The organism is Empedobacter sp. UBA3239, from assembly GCF_002362875.1.
Lineage (GTDB): Bacteria > Bacteroidota > Bacteroidia > Flavobacteriales > Weeksellaceae > Empedobacter > Empedobacter falsenii_B.
The window spans coordinates 1-21,127 of the sequence record NZ_DEVJ01000085.1; the positions used below are offsets into that span (position 1 = coordinate 1).

Annotated in this window: 22 protein-coding genes and 1 pseudogene; 10 read left to right on the plus strand and 13 right to left on the minus strand. The window is 31.5% G+C overall.

All coding sequences use genetic code 11. The annotated features are described in order from the left end of the window. Nucleotides 1-785 precede the first annotated feature (785 nt). Nucleotides 786-1,106 carry a hypothetical protein gene (locus tag B4G36_RS12780; RefSeq protein WP_291064278.1) on the plus strand — a complete coding sequence of 107 codons (321 nt, stop codon included), beginning with the start codon at nt 786-788 and terminating at the stop codon, nt 1,104-1,106. Nucleotides 1,107-1,167: 61 nt separating this feature from the next. On the opposite strand, the gene B4G36_RS12785 is transcribed toward B4G36_RS12780, so the two are convergent. The 6 genes from B4G36_RS12785 to nusB form a co-directional block, all read right to left on the minus strand. Continuing rightward, entirely contained in the window at nt 1,168-1,863 is a 696-nt protein-coding gene (locus B4G36_RS12785; protein WP_019974263.1) for a response regulator transcription factor, read from the minus strand. Between the two features lie 4 nt (nt 1,864-1,867). Continuing rightward, nucleotides 1,868-3,421 (minus strand): sensor histidine kinase, encoded by a 1,554-nt coding sequence (locus B4G36_RS12790; protein WP_114998924.1) that lies wholly within the window; start codon nt 3,419-3,421, stop codon nt 1,868-1,870. Between the two features lie 72 nt (nt 3,422-3,493). Then, nucleotides 3,494-4,096: a dephospho-CoA kinase gene (gene coaE / locus B4G36_RS12795; protein ID WP_221853956.1), complete on the minus strand. Its 603-nt coding sequence runs from the start codon at nt 4,094-4,096 to the stop codon at nt 3,494-3,496. Nucleotides 4,097-4,166: 70 nt separating this feature from the next. Continuing rightward, entirely contained in the window at nt 4,167-4,523 is a 357-nt protein-coding gene (yajC, locus tag B4G36_RS12800) for a preprotein translocase subunit YajC (protein ID WP_221853955.1), read from the minus strand. Between the two features lie 24 nt (nt 4,524-4,547). After that, a complete protein-coding gene (locus B4G36_RS12805) occupies nt 4,548-5,039 on the minus strand; it encodes a DUF1573 domain-containing protein (RefSeq protein ID WP_221853954.1) in 492 nt (163 codons plus the stop codon). A 44-nt stretch (nt 5,040-5,083) separates the two neighbouring features. Next, nucleotides 5,084-6,106 carry a transcription antitermination factor NusB gene (gene nusB / locus B4G36_RS12810; RefSeq protein WP_260509518.1) on the minus strand — a complete coding sequence of 341 codons (1,023 nt, stop codon included), beginning with the start codon at nt 6,104-6,106 and terminating at the stop codon, nt 5,084-5,086. Here nusB and B4G36_RS12815 point away from each other — a divergent pair. After that, nucleotides 6,097-7,854, plus strand: coding sequence for an ABC transporter ATP-binding protein (locus B4G36_RS12815; protein ID WP_286495050.1), 1,758 nt, complete (start codon nt 6,097-6,099; stop codon nt 7,852-7,854). The two genes, nusB and B4G36_RS12815, sit on opposite strands and share 10 nt — an antisense overlap. Before the next feature lie 117 nt (nt 7,855-7,971). Next, on the plus strand, nt 7,972-8,352 hold the full coding sequence (locus B4G36_RS12820; protein ID WP_280052022.1) for a PUR family DNA/RNA-binding protein: 381 nt from the start codon (nt 7,972-7,974) through the stop codon (nt 8,350-8,352). 56 nt (nt 8,353-8,408) lie between these two features. On the opposite strand, the gene B4G36_RS12825 is transcribed toward B4G36_RS12820, so the two are convergent. Continuing rightward, entirely contained in the window at nt 8,409-9,119 is a 711-nt protein-coding gene (locus tag B4G36_RS12825; protein ID WP_286495049.1) for a hypothetical protein, read from the minus strand. 203 nt (nt 9,120-9,322) lie between these two features. After that, entirely contained in the window at nt 9,323-10,516 is a 1,194-nt protein-coding gene (sucC, locus tag B4G36_RS12830) for an ADP-forming succinate--CoA ligase subunit beta (protein ID WP_221853950.1), read from the minus strand. A gap of 402 nt (nt 10,517-10,918) precedes the next feature. On the opposite strand from sucC, the gene B4G36_RS12835 reads away from it, so the two are divergent. The 3 genes from B4G36_RS12835 (at nt 10,919) to B4G36_RS12845 (ending at nt 13,070) form a co-directional block, all read left to right on the plus strand. Further along, nucleotides 10,919-11,593: an ABC transporter ATP-binding protein gene (locus B4G36_RS12835; RefSeq protein WP_038335263.1), complete on the plus strand. Its 675-nt coding sequence runs from the start codon at nt 10,919-10,921 to the stop codon at nt 11,591-11,593. Beyond that, nucleotides 11,594-12,358: a TIGR02757 family protein gene (locus tag B4G36_RS12840; RefSeq protein ID WP_221853949.1), complete on the plus strand. Its 765-nt coding sequence runs from the start codon at nt 11,594-11,596 to the stop codon at nt 12,356-12,358. It abuts the gene before it with no gap. 61 nt (nt 12,359-12,419) lie between these two features. Beyond that, nucleotides 12,420-13,070 carry an alpha/beta hydrolase gene (locus B4G36_RS12845; protein WP_291064279.1) on the plus strand — a complete coding sequence of 217 codons (651 nt, stop codon included), beginning with the start codon at nt 12,420-12,422 and terminating at the stop codon, nt 13,068-13,070. 139 nt (nt 13,071-13,209) lie between these two features. Here the strand turns inward: B4G36_RS12845 and B4G36_RS12850 are convergent, their stop codons facing one another. Continuing rightward, nucleotides 13,210-13,725: a hypothetical protein gene (locus tag B4G36_RS12850; protein ID WP_221853947.1), complete on the minus strand. Its 516-nt coding sequence runs from the start codon at nt 13,723-13,725 to the stop codon at nt 13,210-13,212. Between the two features lie 105 nt (nt 13,726-13,830). Here B4G36_RS12850 and B4G36_RS12855 point away from each other — a divergent pair. From B4G36_RS12855 to B4G36_RS12865, 3 genes and pseudogenes are all read left to right on the plus strand, one after another. Beyond that, nucleotides 13,831-13,998, plus strand: a pseudogene (locus tag B4G36_RS12855) (glycosyltransferase); the annotation flags it as partial. 37 nt (nt 13,999-14,035) lie between these two features. Next, the gene (locus B4G36_RS12860) at nt 14,036-14,782 is read left to right on the plus strand and encodes a CpsD/CapB family tyrosine-protein kinase (protein WP_414646344.1); all 747 of its coding nucleotides are present in this window, start codon (nt 14,036-14,038) and stop codon (nt 14,780-14,782) included. A 5-nt stretch (nt 14,783-14,787) separates the two neighbouring features. Next, complete coding sequence (locus B4G36_RS12865; protein WP_221853946.1) at nt 14,788-15,363, plus strand: sugar transferase; 576 nt, start codon at nt 14,788-14,790, stop codon at nt 15,361-15,363. Nucleotides 15,364-15,416: 53 nt separating this feature from the next. On the opposite strand, the gene B4G36_RS12870 is transcribed toward B4G36_RS12865, so the two are convergent. From B4G36_RS12870 to glmM, 4 genes are all read right to left on the minus strand, one after another. After that, nucleotides 15,417-17,045, minus strand: a complete 1,629-nt coding sequence (locus tag B4G36_RS12870) for an acyl-CoA carboxylase subunit beta (RefSeq protein WP_286495349.1) — start codon at nt 17,043-17,045, stop codon at nt 15,417-15,419. Between the two features lie 63 nt (nt 17,046-17,108). Then, nucleotides 17,109-17,702, minus strand: coding sequence for an ACP phosphodiesterase (locus tag B4G36_RS12875; RefSeq protein ID WP_038335367.1), 594 nt, complete (start codon nt 17,700-17,702; stop codon nt 17,109-17,111). Nucleotides 17,703-17,806: 104 nt separating this feature from the next. Further along, complete coding sequence (locus tag B4G36_RS12880) at nt 17,807-19,186, minus strand: tetratricopeptide repeat protein (RefSeq protein ID WP_291064280.1); 1,380 nt, start codon at nt 19,184-19,186, stop codon at nt 17,807-17,809. Nucleotides 19,187-19,278: 92 nt separating this feature from the next. Further along, nucleotides 19,279-20,661 carry a phosphoglucosamine mutase gene (gene glmM / locus B4G36_RS12885; RefSeq protein ID WP_286495351.1) on the minus strand — a complete coding sequence of 461 codons (1,383 nt, stop codon included), beginning with the start codon at nt 20,659-20,661 and terminating at the stop codon, nt 19,279-19,281. A 119-nt stretch (nt 20,662-20,780) separates the two neighbouring features. Between glmM and B4G36_RS12890 the strand changes: the two genes are divergently transcribed. Further along, the gene (locus B4G36_RS12890) at nt 20,781-21,095 is read left to right on the plus strand and encodes a GlsB/YeaQ/YmgE family stress response membrane protein (protein WP_180905890.1); all 315 of its coding nucleotides are present in this window, start codon (nt 20,781-20,783) and stop codon (nt 21,093-21,095) included. Nucleotides 21,096-21,127: the final 32 nt, after the last annotated feature.

The window sequence follows — 21,127 nt, forward strand, 5'->3', positions numbered from 1 at the left end:
TTTGATAATGCACAACGGGTTTATTAAATATATTACCATTTGTTGCAAAAAAGTATTTGATAGAAAAATTAGACTAGATAACTACAATAATAATCAAATCCTCCAATTGATTTTATTAACCGGAGCGTTGTTTAAGTTCATTTTATGGATATGTAAAAGGTAATTTTGAAATTAAAATTTTGGATGATTGTACGTCGAAAAAGTAATTAGAAGTTATTAAATTATAATTTCTAGATGCTAAAATTATTACTTCAAGTAAATATCAAGATAAAATAAAAACTATTGAGGATAATATTTTAAAGAATAATAAAATTGAGGGTTTTACAATTCCAAGAGATTTGTGGTTTAATGAAGTTAAATCTTCGTCAGATTATGTTTTGGAAACGGAAGATGATGTGTGATAGTTTTCCGATTCAATCAATATCTATGAGGTTGTAAACGAAATGAAATCTTTTTCTATTCCGTTTTTAAAGTTTGTTTGGTTAGGAAATTATTCGGATGATAAAAATCTGATAATAGATAAATTATAAAATAACCTAAATCAAGCTCAACCTCAAAAATTATTCACCTCAAATAAATTTGTGATGGATTTGATTATGTATAGTAAATAGAAATTTTTTACAATTTTATATAAATTAGGTTTGGTTGAAAATAAAACTAAACTAAAAATATTGGTATTTGAACTCTATTTAAATGGGGCTGTACCAAAAAGAGTATTAGCTTTCGATTTGGGAAGATGCGAAAGGTAAAGTGTATGAGAAACAACACTTAGAAATGCAGCTGCATTGTATCTAAATAAAAATGCAATTTTTGCAAGAACCAATCAAGAAGTTTTTAAAACAACTTTAAAATTATCTGCAACAGGTTCATATCACGAGTTTAGAAATCATTTTGATGTAAATCGAATGAATTATATGTTGAATAAAGATTGGTTAAATAACAATTTTGATTCTATGCAAAATTATTCAAAAGATTTTTCTGATGATTATATCAAATCTTTTTTTGATAAAGAAAAACATCCTGATGCCCAATATGATGAATGGTTTAAATGGGCTGAAAAGTTTCGTCAACAATACAGAAATTTAGGAGCGGAAGTCGATAATTAAAAATACAATTCCACAAAAAAACCTCAATTATGTTGAGGTTTTTTTCTATAAAATTGTAATCTTATTCTTGAATTAAAAGTCGGAATCCTTCTCCGTGAATATTCACGATTTCTACTGCAGGATCTTTCTTTAAATACTTACGTAATTTTGCAATATATACGTCCATAGAACGCGATGTAAAGTAATTATCATCGTGCCAAATACGTGTTAAGGCAATCTCACGAGGCATTAAATCGTTTTTGTAAACTGCCAATAAACGTAACAATTCGTTTTCTTTTGGCGAAAGTTTTTGTGATTTACCATCGTAAATTAATTGTCTCAATTTTGCATTGAACGTAAACTTACCAATTTTGAAATCTTCTTGTTCAAATTTTTCTTCTTCGCCAGAATTACGTTGTAAAACAGCTTTTATTTTGTACAATAAAACTTCCGAATCAAATGGTTTTAAGACATAGTCGTCTGCTCCAATTTTGTAACCATTCAAAACATCCTCGCGCATGTTTTTCGCTGTTAAAAATATAATTGGTTGTTCACTTTTTAGTTCTTTGATCTCTTTTCCTAATGTAAAACCATCTTTTTTAGGCATCATTACATCAAGGATGCATAGATCATAATCACTTTCTTTAAATTTGGCAAGACCGTCCTCACCATCGATTGCGTGCGTTACGTCAAAATCGTTTATAACCAAATAATCCTTTAATACACTTCCGAAGCTTGGATCATCTTCTACTAAAAGTAATCGTTGTTTATCACTCATTGATCTATGATTTTAGAGGAATTTTAATGAAAAAAGTACTTCCTTTTCCTGCTGAACTTTCTGCCCAAACTTGTCCACCGTGAAGCTGAACGATTTTTTTGACATAAGCCAACCCAAGTCCATGACCTTTTACATTGTGTATATTTCCCGTTTCTTCTCTATAAAATTGTTCAAATATTTTTTTCAGAACGTTTTGTGGCATTCCCATTCCTTTATCAGAAATTTCAATTAAAAAATTGTTGTCTTTGTTGTATGTTTTTACTCTAATCTCCGGTGTGTTTGGAGAGTATTTTCGAGCATTATCCAATACATTAATAACGATATTCTCTAAATGGAACGGATCTCCTTTTACAAATGATTGTTCTGCGTTGTATTCTTCAAATATTGTACCATTTCTTTCTTCTACAATAAATCTTATCGGCTCAACACTTTTTTGTACAATCCCATTCAAATTTACTTCCTGAAAATTCATATCCATTTGATTGCGATCAAGCTTTGACATTCGTAAGACCATCTCAACATGAGCATTCATACGTTTGTTCTCTTGTTTGATCAAATCTGCATAATATTTCACCTTTTCAGGATCAGTAAATATTTTTTCGTTACGCAATGCATCAGACGCAATATTAATGGTTGCAATAGGCGTTTTGAATTCGTGCGTCATATTATTGATGAAATCAGTCTTAATTTCCGAACTCTTGCGTTGCAATTGCATGTAATAAATTGACAATGAGAAAACCGTAATAATAATCATGGTTAAGATAAATGTCAATGAAATAACTGGAACTGTTGGCGCAACAATGGCTAAATTTCGGTTAACAAAATTTGCTGCCAAATAATATTCGATATGATCCTTTCTGTCCAAAAATAGCGGAACCATAAATTCGATTTTATTGCGATCAAAATCTTTTGATTTGACATTTGTTTCTGTCGAATCTTTTTTCAAAACTGCCAAAATTGGCATTGCTTGATGAATTCCTCTGTTACGTAATTCGTTTTTCAAAATCGAATCTAACATTGCATAATTCACACGTTTGTCGATCGGCGTAGAGCCTGCATCCCAACGCGCAGCGCTTTCCAGCGTAAATGTTCCGTCTTGTAAAGCATGCTCAAAATTCAGATTCAGATTCGGAATTCCTCTAGCAGAAGAATCTTTGTCTATCTTGAAAACTCGCTCCTGCGAATAAATATTCGCTTTCGTCAAACTATCATTGTATTTTCCAGATGACGGCAACATCGATTTTTCGACCACATAACGCGTTACATAAGCATACGTTACACCAAGCGAATCTTTGATGACTTGATTGGTTACAACTTGCGGTTTATCTTTATTTGACTTTAAATCTGATTGTATATTATTGAATTTCTTATAATATCGCTCTAATTCGTTTTTATTTATTTTTTCAGTTGTATAATTCATCGCTTGGTACACGTTGTTGTTAAAACTGTCTGTACCATTCTGAATTGTTAAGTTTAGCCAATAGAATTGAATAATTATCAATCCAATAAGCGCAACACTCATGATAACGATTAAGATTTTATAAAATCCTTTTTTCATTTATTTTTTATTGAATGATTAAAAATAGTTTAATCTTTTCTAATTTCTATCTTTTTGTTAAAATTTGGACGATTAAATCATTTTTTTGATTTTGATAAACGTTTGTTCCACTTCATTTTTCAAGTGAGCTAAATCGCCATTATTATCAATAATAAAATCTGATTTAGCGATTCGTTCTTCGTCCGAAATCTGATTGTTTATTCTCGCAAGAATTTCTTCTCGTGATAAACCATCTCTTTCTATAGTTCGTGCAATTCGCGTTTCTATATCGACCACTACACTTATCACAACATCGCAATCTTTGTAACTACCACTTTCTATTAAAATGGCAGCTTCTTTCATTACAATGTCCGATTTTTGAGCTTTTTTCCAATCTTCAAAATCTTGGAAAACTGCTGGATGAACAATTGAATTTAATAGCTTCAATTTTTCATTATTCTGAAAAACTTGTTTTGATATAAATGGTTTATTCAAACCATTTTCATTGTACGCTTCTTCACCAAAAGCTGCAATAATTTTAACTTTTACTTCAGAGTTTTCATTCTGAATCGTTTTCGCTCTTGTGTCAGAATTATATACCGGAATACCTAATTCTTCGAAGAATTTTGCTGCTGTACTTTTGCCAGATCCTATTCCGCCAGTAATACCTGCTACAAAAGGTTGGTTGTTTTTCATGGTTTGAAGTTAAAAAAATGCCGAAGAATAATTCCTTCGGCAATCAGTTAAATATATGTTAACCTTAAACTTAGTTTTTTTCTTCTACTACTTTGTCTGATTTTTCAGCTTTGTCAGTCGTTTTTGAATAACGTGCAGCAGTTAATTCACGAGAAATTGCAGCCTTTTCAAATTTAATTTTTCCAGCTCCAGTTTCGATGATAACAGCGTCGTCATAAATTTCGTTGATTTTCCCGTGAATTCCAGAAGTTGTTACAACTTGATCACCACGTTTGATATCCGTTTGAAATTGTTTTTCTTGTTTCGCTTTCTTTTGTTGAGGACGAATCATGAAAAAGTACATAATTACGAACATTCCTCCGAACATCAAAAGCATAGACATTCCTCCGCCTTGTGCACCAGCTTGTAAAAAGATTGTTTGAATCATTTTTATATTTTATCGATTTAATACTTATTGTCCAAATGCTTGTTGCGCATTTTGATCATTTGCAGTAGCTCCAACAACGTTTGCAGAAATATCAAATTTCTCGTGACCGTTTACTGTGTTTGTTACTAAAGTTACTGTTTTTTGTTGTTTTCCGTTCATGTTTCCAGCTGTGTAAACAACTTTGATAGAATCTGTAGCTCCTACCGCAATTGGAGTAGAAGGGAATTCAGGAACGGTACAACCACAAGTTGCAGACGCATCGCGAATAACTAATGGAGATTTACCATCGTTTTTGAACTTGATATATGTTTCTACTTTATTGTTAGCTTTTACATCTCCAAAATCGTGATTTGCTTCTGCTAATGTTAAAACTGGAGCTGTAGCTGGATCTACAACATTTTCAGCTTGTTGAGCTGTTTCTTCTGCTGTAAAATTGTCGCTAGCTTTTTTCTCTCCACAAGAGCTGATTGCGAATGATAATGCAAATGCACCTAAAATAAATAATTTACTTTTCATTTTTATAATTATTTGTCTTAGTCAAAATTAAGAAAAAATAGTGATTATAATAAACCTCTACCGTATTTTGGTAAATTATTATTGTCTTTTAACTCTTTTAATGTTTTATCTAAGATTCCGTTAACAAAAACACGCGATTTTTCTGTCGAATAACTCTTCGCTAATTCCACATATTCGTTGATTGTAACTTTTGCAGGAATATTTGAGAAATATAAAAATTCTGTCAAAGCCATTTCTAAAATAATCAAATCGATTGTCGCAATACGATCTAATTCCCAGTTTTGAGCTTTTTCGTCAATGATTTTTCTTGTTTCTACTTGGTGACGAATAGTTTTACGGAATAATTCTTCAGTAAATTTTTTGTCATCTAAATCTTTGTAAACTTTGAACAAAGAAATCAACGGAGAACTGTTTTGACGGAACGATTTTATCGTTGTGTGTACCATCGCATTTGCAATATGTACATCGTCTGCCCACGTGATCTGAATTCCTTCTAAGTAATCGTGCAAATCTTCATATTCAGCAATAAATTCTACGAAAAAGTTCAAGATAAATTCTTTGTCTTCTTCAAAAGAATGTTTGTCGCTGCTCATGTACGTTTTGTACAATTCGCTTTCTGTCAAATTTTTAAAGATATTGTTTGGATAAGAATCATAAATATCCCAAAGTAAAAATTTGTTGTCATTTGAATAACGAGATAATTCAAGATTTTGTTCAATAATTTTGAATATTTTATTCTGAACAAATTTTAAATTTGGATTTAAATCTTCTTGGGTTGGAAAGTTTTTTGATTTTGCAAGTTCAATTTTATGCTCTGCAATGTCCTTTTGAACTTTAATCAAATTTAGGAGATAAATGTACAAATCATAGATTTGATCGATACTTTTCATCATATTTTTCTCGACCGCTCTTTCTTCGCCTTCAGTTCCTAAACTATTGTAAGCATAGATATTCTGCATTACTTTTTCGCGTAGTTGTCTTCTTCCCAACATAATTTCAATGATATAACGTCTAATAAATTGATGCAAAGGTAAAAAAAAGAATGTAATTTTGTTTTGTGAAATCATTACAAAAGTTAAATAAATTTTTATGGAAGTATAAATGGAGAATATTTTTGGGCTTCATTTTTACGATTTGTGCCAATTGGGTGCAGGTTTATTCCGTTACATATATTAGAGAAGCGATTAATACAGTTGAAGAATTGCTACGAAATTTTAAGAAAGAAGGAACAGATAACCTCGATCTTTTGAAAGATGGTTTGATGTATGCCAGTTTGGCTTTTTTCTTTTTTAAAGTTTTGGGAGGAGTTTTGACGGTTGGTACACGACAAATGATTATTGTGGCGTCGCGTTATATTGAGTTCGATTTGAAAAATGTGATTTACGATAAGTATCAAAAATTATCGTTGTCCTTTTACAAAAAACACAAAACGGGCGATTTGATGAATCGTATTACCGAAGATGTCGGATTGGTGCGTATGTATCTTGGACCTGGAATTATGTATCCAATTGATTTGGTATCGCGAGTTGTGATCATTGCGTATTTTATGTTGCAAATTGATCAACAATTAACGCTTTATACATTAGCTCCATTACCGATTTTATCATTGTTAATTTATAATGTTGCACGAAATATTAACAAGAAAAGTAAGCGCGTACAAGAACAACAATCTACGATTTCGTCATCTGTACAAGATACTTTTGCTGGAATTCGTGTGATAAAATCATTCAATTCGGAAGAATTTATTAAATCTAAATACGAAGTAGAAGCAGACGAATATCAGAAACGTGCGCTTAATTTAGCTCAAATTCAGGCAGCTTTTGGACCATTGATGGTTGTTGTAGTTGGTGTGAGTAATTTGGTGATTTTGTATTTGGGAGGAGTAAAATATATAGAAGGAACAATGGATATTGGTTCTATTGCACAATTTTTCCTTTACCTAAATATGTTAATTTGGCCATTTACTTCGTTGGGTTGGATTACAATGGTTGTGCAGCGTGCGGAAGCATCAATGTTTCGTATCAACGAATTTTTGAATGCTGAAACTGATGTGAAAGAAAAACAATTAGTCAATCATGAAGTAGAAGGAACAATCGAATTTAAAAATGTGACGTATATCTACGAAAACACAGGAATTAAGGCGTTGGATAATGTTTCGTTCAAAATTAATAAAGGTGAAACTTTAGCGATTCTTGGAAAAACAGGTTCAGGAAAATCGACAATTGCTTTGTTAGTTGCGCGTTCGCTGGAACCGACTTCTGGTGAAATTTTGATTGATGGTAAAAATATTCATGATATTAATGTAGAATCTATTCGAGAAGAAATTGGTTATGTTCCGCAAGAAGCTTTCCTTTTCTCGGATTCGCTAACCAATAATATTTTGTTTGGTTCTGACGATACAGATGAGCAAACGGCTGAAATTTTTGCGAAGAAAGCTGTTGTTCATGATAATATTGATCGATTTAAAGAACGTTACGAAACAGTTGTTGGTGAACGCGGCGTTACGCTTTCTGGAGGTCAAAAACAACGTGTTTCTATAGCTCGTGCATTGGTAAATGATCCGAAAATATTAATCTTTGATGATAGTTTGTCTGCTGTAGATACCGAAACCGAAGAACAAATCTTGAATAATTTATCTTCTGAGATTAATGGTAAAACAACCATCATTATTACGCATCGTGTGTCTTCTGCAAAGCGCGCTGATCAGATTTTGGTTTTAGAAGATGGTCATGTTTTAGAAAATGGTTCGAACAGCGAATTATTAAATAAGCATGGTTATTATTATGAATTGTACAATAAACAATTGCTAGATTAAGTTTATTTATATAGATTTAATAAAATAATAGAAAATAATTGTTTAAAACGTTGTTATTTTCTTAATTTTTTTTAGATTTGTTAGGAAACATTTAACAATTAAACTCTATTTAGACTTATGAATGATTTTGAAAACCAAGAAAAGGTGGATGCAGAAGGAGTCTTTTCAAAGGTATTAAGGGCTGGAAGAAGAACTTATTTTTTCGATGTCCGCGAAACAAGAGCAGGGGATTATTACTTGACGATTACTGAAAGTAAAAAAAATACGCAGGAAGATGGAAATGTGTATTACAAAAAACATAAAATCTACTTGTACAAAGAAGATTTTGAAAGTTTCAAAGATATGTTAGACGAAACGACCGATTTTGTTTTTGCTCAAAAAGGACAAGAGGTAATTTCGGAAAGACATCAGAAAGATTTTGATCCAAAAATTAAAGTTGTGGGTAAAGACGAAACGCAAGTTGAATCTTTTACCAATATCGATTTTGACGATATATAGACTTTACTAAATATGCGTAAAAAGAAACCTCCACTCAATAATTTGAGCGGAGGTTTTTATTTATGCTTGAATATTTTTATGTCTCCTATCAACAATCCTCCATCTTTTTCAAAATCTATATTATCCAAAATAGTTAGATATTTAGTTATATTCTTTTTCTTGAGAAATTTGTTTAATATTATTGAATATATTCTTTGAATCTCATAATCAAACTCACATAATAGAGATTCAAGATCATAAGATTCATCAATATCTTGATTTTTTATTAATAGAATTTTATCATTTTCTAAATCAACCCGTGAAATTTCGTAAACATCAAAATCTTTAGAGTCATTGCTTATGTAATTCGTAGAGTGAGCACCAATTTTATTTCTTAATTCAATTATTTTATACTTTTTTAAATCATTAACTATTTTGGATTTGTGTGGAATTTTATGAATCTCAATTAAGTTAATTATTGCTAATTGTTGTTGATAAACAGCATTTAAAATTCCGTAAAGCCTCAGGTATTGTTCTCCTATATCTAGTATTTTAGTAGGTCCAGATAATTTAAATTTTAAGTAATTTTTCTTGGCGTATTCTGTGTCATCAATTACGTATAGAGCATTTAATAATATATTCCAATCAAATTCTTTTTCAAAGTAAAAGAATTTAATAACATCTGATTTAAAATTTTTAGATTTTTCAGGATTCCATTTAATTGAAAAATCACTTAAAACTTCATTATGTAAATCTTTATATTTACTTATAATAGACCTATTGTCCATATTTATTTTTTCTAAAATTACAATATTTTAATTTATCAGCTTTATTTAGTAAAATCATTTAATTACAAAATGTCAAGTAGAATTTATTTCAGGTTCGCATCTCGTGAGATTCTGAAACAGGTTCAGAATGACAATAAATCATACAAAAAAACCTCTCAAAGAATTCTTTGAGAGGTTTGATATATTGTAAATAAGTTAAAATCCTAACCTACTAATTCTTCTACTTTGTCAGCAGCGTCTTTTAATGTGATAGCAGAGTGAACAGCGAAACCTGATTCATCAATCATTTTCTTAGCGATTTCTGCATTTGTTCCTTGTAAACGAACAATAATTGGCACATTAATTTCGTCACCCATATTGTTGTAAGCATCTAAAATACCTTGAGCAACACGATCACAACGTACAATACCACCAAAAATATTGATTAAGATAGCTTTTACGTTTTTATCTTTTAAGATAATACGGAAACCTTTTTCTACACGCTCAGCATCAGCAGTACCACCAACGTCTAAGAAGTTTGCAGGATTACCACCAGATAATTTGATGATATCCATAGTTGCCATTGCTAAACCAGCTCCGTTAACCATACATCCTACGTTTCCGTCTAATTTTACGAAGTTTAATCCAGCTTCACCAGCTTCAACTTCTGTTGGATCTTCTTCTCTTGTATCACGTAAAGCAGCGATATCTGGATGACGGAATAATGAGTTATCATCGATAGATACTTTAGCATCTACAGCGATAATTTGATCGTCAGATGTTTTAAGAACTGGGTTAATTTCGAACATAGAAGCGTCAATCGCAACGTATGCATTATATAAAGCAGTGATAAATTTAACACCATCTTTGAAAGCATTTCCTGATAAACCTAAGTTAAAAGCAACTTTACGCGCTTGGAAACCTTGGATTCCTACAGCAGGATCAATTTCTTCTGTAAAGATTTTGTCTGGTGTGTGCTCAGCAACTTCCTCGATATCCATTCCACCTTCAGTAGAATACATAATCATGTTTTTACCAGTTGCACGATCTAACAATACAGAAACATAGTATTCTTCAGTTTCAGATTCACCTGGATAATAAACATCCTCAGCAATTAAAACTTGATGAACTTTTTTACCTTCAGCCGAAGTTTGAGGTGTTACTAACTGCATTCCGATGATTTCGTTTGCTTTCTCTTTAACTTCGTCCAAGTTTTTAGCAAGCTTTACTCCACCACCTTTTCCACGACCACCTGCGTGTACTTGTGCTTTTACGACATGCCAACCTGTACCAGTTTGTTCAGTTAATTGTTTAGCAGCTTCTACAGCTTCTTCTGGTGTAGTAGCAACGATACCACGTTGTACTTTCACACCATATTTACTAAGAATTTCTTTTCCTTGATATTCGTGAAGATTCATTTTTTTTGATTTTTCAATTACAAAAATAAAAATATTGTTGATGTATTCTAAATTTTGCCATATTAATTTTATCAGCTTATGCTAAAAAAGTGATTAATATTATTTATTTAGAGGTTACAAGATACGAATATTAATGATTTAAAAAGTCAAAACAATTGTTATATAATTTTTAAATCGTACCAAGTACACTAAAATTGTTTGTTTTGGGTTTAAAGCATTTTCGACGGAGGATTGATTTTATAATTTTATCAATAAAAAACCGTCAATTCTAGTGAAATTCTATTCTCGATACAATTTTTTATCATTTCATTTCTAAAAATCACTCGAACTGACGAATTTTAATTCAAAAAAAACTTATCACTTATGATTTAAGACTTAGTACTTAATTTATATCTTTACCTCATGATAAAAGCAGAAAATATTGTTAAGAAATTTGGTGAATTAGAAGTGCTAAAAAATGTTTCTTTATCGATTGTAGAAAAAGAAATCGTTTCTATCGTTGGTGCTTCTGGAGCAGGAAAAACAACTTTGCTTCAAATTTTAGGAACATTAGAAAAAAGTTCTGAGCCAAAGAAATATAATACTTCTATTCAGATTGCGGGACAAGATATCACGAAGTTAAACGATCGCGATTTATCTAAATTTCGTAACGAAAACATTGGATTCATTTTTCAGTTTCATCAATTGTTGCCAGAATTTAATGCAATAGAAAATATTTGTATTCCAGCTTTTATCAAGAAAACAAAAAAAGCAGAAGCCGAAAAGCGTGCAAAAGAGTTAATGTCTTATTTGGGACTTTCGCAACGTTTGACACATAAACCTAATCAACTTTCTGGAGGAGAACAACAACGTGTAGCAGTAGCTCGTGCGTTGATTAATCAGCCTAAAGTAGTTTTTGCTGATGAACCTTCTGGTAATTTAGATTCTAAAAATGCTGAAGAATTACATGAATTATTTTTCAATCTTCGAAACGAATTTGGACAAACTTTTGTCATTGTGACACATAACGAAGAATTAGCAAATATGACTGATCGAAAATTGGTGATGGCTGATGGAATTTTTCAAATAGAAATGTAAATGATTCAAGAAGAATTAAAGGATTTTTTAGACGAAAAAGTTCTTCAATATAATACATTAGACTTTATCGATTCTGATCCAGTACAGATTCCGCATAGATTTTCTGCGAAAGAAGATATCGAAATTGCTGGGTTTTTAGCGGCAACAATTGCATGGGGAAATCGTAAAATGATTATCAATAATGCGAATAAAATGATGCAGTTGATGGGAAATTCGCCTTACGATTTTGTGATGAATTTCTCTGAGAATCATTTAAAGAATTTGGGTGGTTTTGTTCACAGAACATTCAATAGTGAAGATTTGAAATTTTTCATGCAATCGCTTCGTAACATTTATCAAAATCATGGCGGATTGGAACAAGTTTTTGCAAAACATCAAACTTCAGATTCGATGCAAGCATCAATCTCGAATTTCAAACAAACTTTTTTTGAAATAGAACATCCAACTCGAACAACTAAACATATTTCAGATCCATTGAATAATTCGGCTGCAAAGCGTATCAATATGTACTTGCGTTGGATGATTCGTGATGACAAACAAGGCGTAGATTTAGGAATTTGGAAATCCATTCCAACTTCTATTCTTTCCTGTCCTTTGGATGTACATTCGGGAAATGTTGCACGAAAATTAAATATTCTGACTCGAAAACAAAATGATGCAAAAGCATTGAAAGAACTTGATACAAAATTGCGAGAAATGGATGCAAATGATCCTGTGAAATATGATTTCGCTTTATTTGGTTTGGGTGTTTTCGAAGGGTTTTAACTGAACTGAAAATAATTTTATTTAGAAAAATTAGAATTAAATTCGCTAAAAATAAGTTTGTATGAAAGAATTGAATGGAATAAAATATATCGAACGTTTACCTGTTGTTTCGACTGAAAAAACGCCTCTTTTTGTGCTGATACATGGTTATGGAAGCAACGAAGAAGATTTGTTTTCATTTGCACAAGATTTACCGCAGAATGCGCATATTATAAGTGTACGAGCGTTGCATGATATTGTGTATGGCGGATATGCGTGGTATGATATTAATTTTGTGAACAATGAAAAATGGATGGATGAAACGCAAGCAATAGAATCGCGTAATAAATTGGTCGAATTTATTGATGCAATTGTTCAACAAGAGAATTTAGATGACGCAAATGTAACATTGATGGGCTTTAGCCAAGGTGCAATTTTGAGTTATGCGATTTCGCTAAATAATCCAGAAAAGATTAAAAACGTGGCTATTTTAAGTGGTTATCCAGAAGCTAAAATTATTGGAGATTTTGATCTATCGAAAGATTTTTCGAACTTAAATTTCTTTGTTTCGCACGGAACAGAAGATGTTGTATTGCCAATTGAATTAGGACGAATGGGTGACGAGTTTTTAAAATCGATGAATATTAATTTTGAATACCACGAATATAGAAGTGGACACGGAATTGTTCCTCAAAATTATTATGATTTGATGGATTGGATCAAAAGATTTTAATCCTAAAAATAATGAAATTCTGAAACAAATTCAGAATGACTTTCTTTGTTTATAGCCAATGACTAATAATAATGAAAATTGTCATATTGAGTGATTTTCGTTTCGATAGAATAAGAAAATTGTATCGAAATATCTCAATTTAAATAAATTTAACTTCTATGGCGTCGCCGTGATATTCCTTGAACGAGGCGTCATAGAATTCGATATTCGTGTAACGATATAACAATTCGGTAATTTCTTTTTTCAGAATTCCTTTTCCATAACCGTGAATTAAAATCAATCGAATTTGACTTTCGAACATAGCGCGCTCCACCTCATTTCGTGCAACATCTAATTGTGTTTGTATAATTTGCGCATTATCCAAATCACGCCAATTATCAACTAAATTTTCGATATGCAAATCAATTTCTCGCGTTAAATAAGGATGTCGATGAGATTTGCGAAAAGTCTTAAACTTTGGTTTCGAAAATTCTTTGATTTTCTCATCTCGATATTCTTCATAGTCAATTTCAATATCTTTGATGATTTCATCTTGGCGATACTCATATTCAAAACCAAACTCATCATTAAAGTAAACAAAATCACCTTTCAATTTGGAAATTGTTCCCGAAATATTATCATCTATCACTTTAACTTTTGTACCAATTTTGAACATTCGACTACTTTTTCTGCAAAATTAAGAATTATTTTATGAGTTTTTAAGTTGTTGTATTATTCAATTCAAACTCAATGTTGTATTTTTGTTTATTAAACTAACCAAATGTCAAATCAACATAGAAAAATAAAAGTACTTTTTAGGCTTCGTTCATTAGAAATGGGTGGAGTTCCAATAGTAGTTTTAGATTTGTTGCGAAACTTACCAAAAGATAAATTCGACTTTACTTTGATGCTTAACTTGTATCAAGGCGAATTGATTAAAGAAATTCCTATAACCTTTAGTTGTAATCAACAATCCAAAATCAGGAATTTCTGAATCGTTTAGATCAATTCGTTCTAATCTGAAATATTTATACAAGAATCCAGGACTTGAAGATGATAACAAAACGATTTTAATGACATCATTTATTGGAGGTGAAGGTAAAATTTTCAATGCGATGAATATTGCGAGTTCACTTGGTTCTATGGATAAGAAAACGGTTCTGATTGGATTAGATTTACGTCAACCAAAAATCTTTGATGATTTTAACATTAATAATAAAACAGGTGTAACAGACTATGTTGCGGATGATTTAGAGTTAAATCAAATTACACAACGTACAATTTTACCAAATTTAGATATTATTACAGCAGGTCCAATTCCTCCAAATCCTTCAGAATTGATTTTGAGTAATCGAATGGATCAATTATTTGCTGAATTGAAAGAGAAATATGAATTCGTAATTATAGATTCACCGCCAATAGGATTAGTAACAGATTCGTACGATTTGATGCTTAACGCAGATTGCACATTGTATGTAACACGTTACAACTATTCGGAGAAAAACTTTATCCATGCAATTTCGAATAAATATGATGAAGGTGAGGTTTCGAATGTCGGAATTATATTCAACGATTTCCAAATTAAAACTGGCTACGGTTACGGATATGGTTACGGCTACGGCTACGGTTATAGTTACGGCTACGGATATTTTGCTGGAGATGAGAATTTTGATAATTCATCATTCGGAAAAATAAAATGTTTAGCTTCTCGAAATAAAAGTAAATTCTTTTAATTGAAATGATCTTAAAGAACATATTTGATTATATACTTGCATTAATCCTACTAATATTTTTAGTTGGGTTAATTGTTTTGTTAATTATCATAAGTTCTATAGATACCAATCAATTTGGCGTTTTTACACAAAAAAGAGTTGGGAAAGACGGAAGATTTTTCAATATTTATAAAATCAGAACGATTAAAGGGGTTTCTAAATCGACAATAACAACCGATCAACATCAAATTACCAAAATTGGAAAGATTCTTCGAGATTATAAATTAGATGAATTACCTCAATTATTCAATATTCTAATAGGGGAAATGAGTTTTGTTGGACCTCGTCCTGATGTCGCTGGTTATGCAGATAAATTGGTTGGAGAGGATAGATTGGTGTTGAAAGTTAAACCTGGAATTACTGGTCCTGCTCAATTGAAATATTGTAAAGAAGAAGAAATTTTATCCAATGTAAATGATCCAATCAAATATAATGATGAAATTCTTTGGCCAGATAAAGTTAAGATCAATGTAGAATATGTAAAGAATTGGAGTTTTCGACAAGATTTGATTTACATGTTTCAAACAATATTCAAAAAATAAAAAGAGAATCCTAAATTGGATTCTCTTCTATTTTTAAAAATATTTTCGTTTTTCTAAACTTGGATAACACCTAAATTAAATTGTTTTTCAATCGGAGCATGATTCGCAGCTTCAATTCCCATCGAAATCCATTTACGCGTATCCAAAGGATCAATAATTCCATCTGTCCACAAACGTGCCGCAGCATAATAAGGACTTGTTTCATCATTGTATTTTGCTGTAATTTCGTTCAAAAGTTCTTGCTTTTTCACTTCATCAACTTCTACACCTTGCGCTTTCAAAGTCGCTTCTTTTATTTGTAGCAAAACTTTCGCCGCTTGCTCACCTCCCATAACTGCCAATTGAGCCGAAGGCCAAGCCGCAATTAATCTAGGATCATAAGCTTTTCCACACATAGCATAGTTTCCTGCACCATAAGAATTACCAACTATAATCGTGAATTTTGGAACAACAGAATTCGAAACTGCATTTACCATTTTCGCACCATCTTTGATAATACCACCATGTTCAGATTTAGATCCAACCATAAAACCAGTCACATCTTGTAAGAAAACTAACGGAATTTTCTTTTGGTTACAATTCGCAATAAAACGAGTCGCTTTATCCGCAGAATCTGAATAAATCACACCACCGAACTGCATTCCGTCTTTTTTAGACTTCACGATTTTACGTTGATTAGCTACAATTCCAACCGCCCAACCATCAATTCGAGCATAAGTACAAATAATTGATTTTCCATAATCAGGCTTATATTCGTCCAATTCTGAGTTATCAACAATTCTGTTAATAATGTCATACATATCGTACTGCTCAGCACGAGATTCAGGTAAAATACCATAGATTTCTTGCTCATCTAAAGCAGGCTTTGCTGCTTCAATTCGATTAAATCCAGCTTTTTCATAATCACCAATTTTACCAACAATAGATTTTATTCTATCCAACGCATCTTTATCATCTTTTGCTTTATAATCAGTCACGCCAGAGATTTCGCAATGTGTTGTTGCTCCACCTAAAGTTTCGTTGTCAATATCTTCTCCAATAGCTGCTTTTACCAAATAACTTCCTGCCAAGAAAATAGAACCTGTTTTGTCTACAATCATTGCTTCGTCGCTCATAATTGGTAAATATGCTCCACCAGCAACACAACTTCCCATCACAGCAGAAATTTGAGTAATTCCCATTGATGACATGATTGCATTATTGCGGAAAATTCGACCAAACATTTCTTTATCAGGAAAAATCTCATCTTGCATTGGTAAATAAACACCTGCGCTGTCCACCAAATAAATAATTGGCAATTTATTTTCCATCGCAATTTCTTGAGCACGCAAATTCTTTTTACCTGTAATTGGGAACCAAGCACCAGCTTTTACTGTCGCATCATTTGCAACAACAATACACTGTTTACCAGAAATGTAACCAATTTTCACAACAACACCTCCCGAAGGACATCCGCCGTGTTCTTTGTACATTTCATCTCCTGTTAAAGCACCAATCTCTATGTTCGGTTTTTTTTCGTCCAAAAGATAATCAATACGTTCCCTTGCAGACATTTTTCCTTTGCTATGCAACGCATCAATTCTTTTTTGACCTCCGCCAAGGTAAACTTGTTTCAGTTTTTGGCGTAGTTTAGAAAGTAATAATTTGTTATGATCCTCTCTTTTATTAAAAGTTAAATCCATTGTGGTTTTCTGTTTGTTTACAGCCCTAAACTAATGAATTTTATCGAATTCTTAAAATGAAATTTAGACTTGAGAATCAATGAATACAAAGTTCTTGCAATGCGTTTGGATTTGAGGAAAAAATGATAGAAAATCAGTTTCGAGATTAGAATAATTTTTTTCAAATTCGGGAATGATTTGATGTAAATTATTCTCAAATTTTGCTCGACTTCCGATTCCTTTTAATGTTTTTTGAACGCCTTCTATGGTCGAATAATTTTCGAACCAATCATATTTCAACAAATAAAAAATGATTTCTTGTAGTTTTTTTGGAAGCGAATTGTATTCATCCTTAAATAATTGATAACAATCTGATTTGAATTTTTCGAAAGGAGTTTCAGAATAATTATTCCAATATTTAATCAAAAAATAATCATAAATCACATCAATAATAATTGGTGCAAATTTGTGTTGTGTTTCGTGAAAATAACTTGAACTTTGTTTGACAGTTTCGTGAGAATCTGTAAATGTATCAATTGAACGATGCAATAAAATGCCTTTCTGAATATCTTCTGGAAAATCTAAATATTGTTTTCCCTTTACAGTTTCACCAAGCAAATTTCCAATTTGAAGCGATTGATTTCCGAAAGATAAATATTGATGTGCGACAAAGTTCATAAGGCTTGTTTAGTATCATAAAGTTAAGTTTTTTTGAATAAACCTGTGTTATTTTACTGTGAAGAAAAAAGCCATCTAAAAAAGATGGCTTAAGAATTATATTTTTATTCGTTATTTCCAGAAATTTGATTGATTTTTTCTTCTAAAATCGGATAATATTCGATCATAGAATCTTTTAAATTTCGATCCAAACTTAATGCATTTTGCAACGCTTCATTTCCTAATTGATCTTGCTCTGTAATATAATAGACATTACTCAATTGATAGAAAAATTCGGCACGATTAAAATTCTTTAAAGCGCCTGTTAATAAGACTGCAATCGCTTCCTCGTATTCGCCAACAGCAATTAAAGTTTCGACGTAAGCAAACCAAGTATGGAAAACAAAAGGCTTTAATTGAACCAATTTCGAAAGGTTTTTTATAGCTTCCTCAAACTTCATTTGTTTCAGAAAATAGTAAGTTGAATCTGTATAATATTCGTAATTATCGCCATTCAATTCTATCGCTCGCTGAATGTAATATTCGGCTTCTTCAATATTTTCTAATTTGTTGTAAAGCGAAGCTGCTTTTGCCCAAACTTTATCCAATTGCGGATCTTCTTTTATCGCAATATGATAAGCTTTCAACGCTTTTTGTGGTTTCTCTAACTTTTCATACAATTCACCAATTTTCATATGCGTAACAGCAGGCGAATCATCAAATTCTAATGTTTCTTCTAATGTTTCTATTGCCTTGTTGTATTCTCCTAATTCTTCTAAAGAAACTGCTTTGTTAGCATGACCAACAATAGAGTTAGGATTAATCGCAAGCACGTAATCTAACGCATTTATAGCTTCGTCATACATTTTTTTGTGATTGTACAACAGACCAAGTTGCAACCAAGAAACTTCCGAATATGGATTATCGTCAATAAAATCTTTTAGAAACTCGATGCATTCATCAGGATTATGAATTTCTTCGTAGCATTGAATAATAGAGTAGAAAGTATAATCGTTTTCTGGATTGAATTTCAATGCTTTTCTGAAAGCAATCAATGCAGAATGAACTTCATCTAAATTCAAATATTCATTTCCGATACTATTGCAAATAAAATCGGTTTCTTCGTCGTCTATTTGCAAAGCTTCTTCATAAAAACTTATCGCTTTTCGAGGCATATTTTTCATTCCCCAAAATCGCGCTTGTACAAGAAGATAATCTAACTCGTTTGCGGCTAAATCTTTTAAATCTTTGATGAGTTTTGCAGCTTTTTTTAAATCCTCAATTGTAAGAAAATATTCAATTCTCTTGATTTTGATATCTATATTTTCAGGATGCATTTTTTCTGCAAAATCTAGCGCACGTTTTGTGTATTCGCTATCATTTACTTCAATATAGAATTCAAGAATTTCGACCAAATCCTCTGAATCGTAATACTTATATTCACGATTGTCAAGCATTTGCTCAAAACATTCAATTAGCTCGTTATTAAAAAAATCTTCGTCCATAGTAGCAGACTAATTTACAAAATAAAATGTGCAAAAATCATAACGAATTGTTAGAGTTTTGCACATTTGTTAAACAATTAAAATAGATTGTTTTAGATAATATTTTTGATGCTTTCGATCATTTTATCCGCTAATTTATTTGCATTTTCTTCTGAAGTACTTTCAGTATAAATACGAATAATTGGTTCTGTGTTTGACTTTCTTAAATGAACCCATTCAGTAGGAAAATCAATTTTAACTCCATCAACTGTATTGATTTCTTCGTTTTTGTAAACTTCCTGAATTTTAACTAACAATTCGTCAACATTGATTTCTGGTGTTAATTCGATTTTCTTTTTCGCCATAAAATATGCTGGATAAGAAGCTCTCAATTCTGAAACTGATTTATCTTGTTCAGCTAAATATGTCAAGAATAAAGCAATTCCTACTAAAGAATCGCGCCCGTAGTGTAATTCTGGATAAATAATACCACCGTTTCCTTCTCCACCAATTTTAGCATCAACGTTTTTCATTTCAACTACAACATTTACTTCTCCAACTGCTGATGGTGAATATTTTTGACCATATTTTTCAGAAATATCGCGTAATGCACGAGAAGAAGATAAGTTAGAAACTGTTGCTGAAGGCGTTTTTGACAATACATAATCTGCGACTGCAACTAATGTGTATTCTTCTCCAAACATTTCACCTTTCTCATCGATAATTGCTAAACGGTCAACATCTGGATCTACCACAATTCCGAAATCAGCTTGTTCGTCGATTACTTTTTTACAGATATCACCTAAATGTTCTTTTAAAGGCTCTGGATTATGAGGAAAATGTCCGTTTGGCTCGCAATACATATCGTAATGAATTACACCTAAACGTTGTAATAACTTAGGAATTGCAATTCCTCCAGTTGAATTTACTGCGTCAATCGCAACTTTGAAATTTTTCTCTTGAATCGCTTTTGCATTCACTAATGGCAAAGCCAAAATTTTCTCGATATGTAAATCAATTGCATCATCAAAAGTTTCATAAGAACCTAAATCATCAACTTTAGCAAATGTATAATCATCTTTATCTGCGAAAGCTAAAATTTGCGCACCATCTGTTGCAGAAACAAATTCTCCTTTTGCATTCAATAATTTCAACGCATTCCATTCTTTTGGATTGTGAGAAGCAGTTAAAATAATTCCTCCATCTGCATGTAAATGTGTCACCATAACTTCTACAGTTGGAGTAGTAGATAAACCTAAATCGACAACATTAATTCCTAATCCTTGTAAAGTTGAACAAACTAATTGAGAAACCATTTGTCCAGAAATACGAGCGTCACGACCTACAATTACTTTATATTCTGATTGATTTGATTGATTCTTAAGCCAAGTTCCGTAAGCAGCTGCGAATTTTACAGCGTCTATAGGAGTTAAATTATCTCCCGGTTTTCCTCCGATTGTTCCACGAAAACCTGAAATAGATTTGATTAGAGACATAAATTTTATTTTATAGTGTTACAAATTTACAAATTACAAAAACTTTTCTTATCTTTTTGGAACGATTTTAGTTAAGATTTACTTAACAATTTTTAAAACCATAAAAAATACTATTAATTATGATGACAACTTCATTTATTATGTTAGGTATTACCGGAGTTTGGAGCTTTTTGGTATACTTAGTGTTCGGTTTAATTTGTGCTGGAATTGCTAAAGCAATAATGCCAGGTAAAGATCCGGGAGGATTTTGGGTAACTGCACTTATAGGTATTGTTGGTGCATATTTAGGAGCTTATATGCGTACAATTTTAGGAATTTCTCATGATGGAGAAGTGAGTTTTTTCAGTCCGTTGGATTGGATTTTTTCAATTTTAGGATCATTAATTTTATTATTTATCTGGAAAAAATTATTAGCACCAATGTTTAATAAATAATTCATTACAATTATAAAAAAAATCCTTTATCA

What these genes read in the sequence shown, in the direction of transcription:
- B4G36_RS12785 (WP_019974263.1), bottom strand. Translation starts at nt 1,863, where the DNA reads ATGAGTGATAAACAACGATTACTTTTAGTAGAAGATGATCCAAGCTTC.
- B4G36_RS12790 (WP_114998924.1), bottom strand. Translation starts at nt 3,421, where the DNA reads ATGAAAAAAGGATTTTATAAAATCTTAATCGTTATCATGAGTGTTGCG.
- coaE (WP_221853956.1), bottom strand. Translation starts at nt 4,096, where the DNA reads ATGAAAAACAACCAACCTTTTGTAGCAGGTATTACTGGCGGAATAGGA.
- yajC (WP_221853955.1), bottom strand. Translation starts at nt 4,523, where the DNA reads ATGATTCAAACAATCTTTTTACAAGCTGGTGCACAAGGCGGAGGAATG.
- B4G36_RS12805 (WP_221853954.1), bottom strand. Translation starts at nt 5,039, where the DNA reads ATGAAAAGTAAATTATTTATTTTAGGTGCATTTGCATTATCATTCGCA.
- nusB (WP_260509518.1), bottom strand. Translation starts at nt 6,106, where the DNA reads ATGATTTCACAAAACAAAATTACATTCTTTTTTTTACCTTTGCATCAA.
- B4G36_RS12820 (WP_280052022.1), top strand. Translation starts at nt 7,972, where the DNA reads ATGAATGATTTTGAAAACCAAGAAAAGGTGGATGCAGAAGGAGTCTTT.
- B4G36_RS12825 (WP_286495049.1), bottom strand. Translation starts at nt 9,119, where the DNA reads ATGGACAATAGGTCTATTATAAGTAAATATAAAGATTTACATAATGAA.
- sucC (WP_221853950.1), bottom strand. Translation starts at nt 10,516, where the DNA reads ATGAATCTTCACGAATATCAAGGAAAAGAAATTCTTAGTAAATATGGT.
- B4G36_RS12835 (WP_038335263.1), top strand. Translation starts at nt 10,919, where the DNA reads ATGATAAAAGCAGAAAATATTGTTAAGAAATTTGGTGAATTAGAAGTG.
- B4G36_RS12840 (WP_221853949.1), top strand. Translation starts at nt 11,594, where the DNA reads ATGATTCAAGAAGAATTAAAGGATTTTTTAGACGAAAAAGTTCTTCAA.
- B4G36_RS12845 (WP_291064279.1), top strand. Translation starts at nt 12,420, where the DNA reads ATGAAAGAATTGAATGGAATAAAATATATCGAACGTTTACCTGTTGTT.
- B4G36_RS12850 (WP_221853947.1), bottom strand. Translation starts at nt 13,725, where the DNA reads ATGTTCAAAATTGGTACAAAAGTTAAAGTGATAGATGATAATATTTCG.
- B4G36_RS12865 (WP_221853946.1), top strand. Translation starts at nt 14,788, where the DNA reads ATGATCTTAAAGAACATATTTGATTATATACTTGCATTAATCCTACTA.
- B4G36_RS12870 (WP_286495349.1), bottom strand. Translation starts at nt 17,045, where the DNA reads ATGGATTTAACTTTTAATAAAAGAGAGGATCATAACAAATTATTACTT.
- B4G36_RS12875 (WP_038335367.1), bottom strand. Translation starts at nt 17,702, where the DNA reads ATGAACTTTGTCGCACATCAATATTTATCTTTCGGAAATCAATCGCTT.
- B4G36_RS12880 (WP_291064280.1), bottom strand. Translation starts at nt 19,186, where the DNA reads ATGGACGAAGATTTTTTTAATAACGAGCTAATTGAATGTTTTGAGCAA.
- glmM (WP_286495351.1), bottom strand. Translation starts at nt 20,661, where the DNA reads ATGTCTCTAATCAAATCTATTTCAGGTTTTCGTGGAACAATCGGAGGA.
- B4G36_RS12890 (WP_180905890.1), top strand. Translation starts at nt 20,781, where the DNA reads ATGATGACAACTTCATTTATTATGTTAGGTATTACCGGAGTTTGGAGC.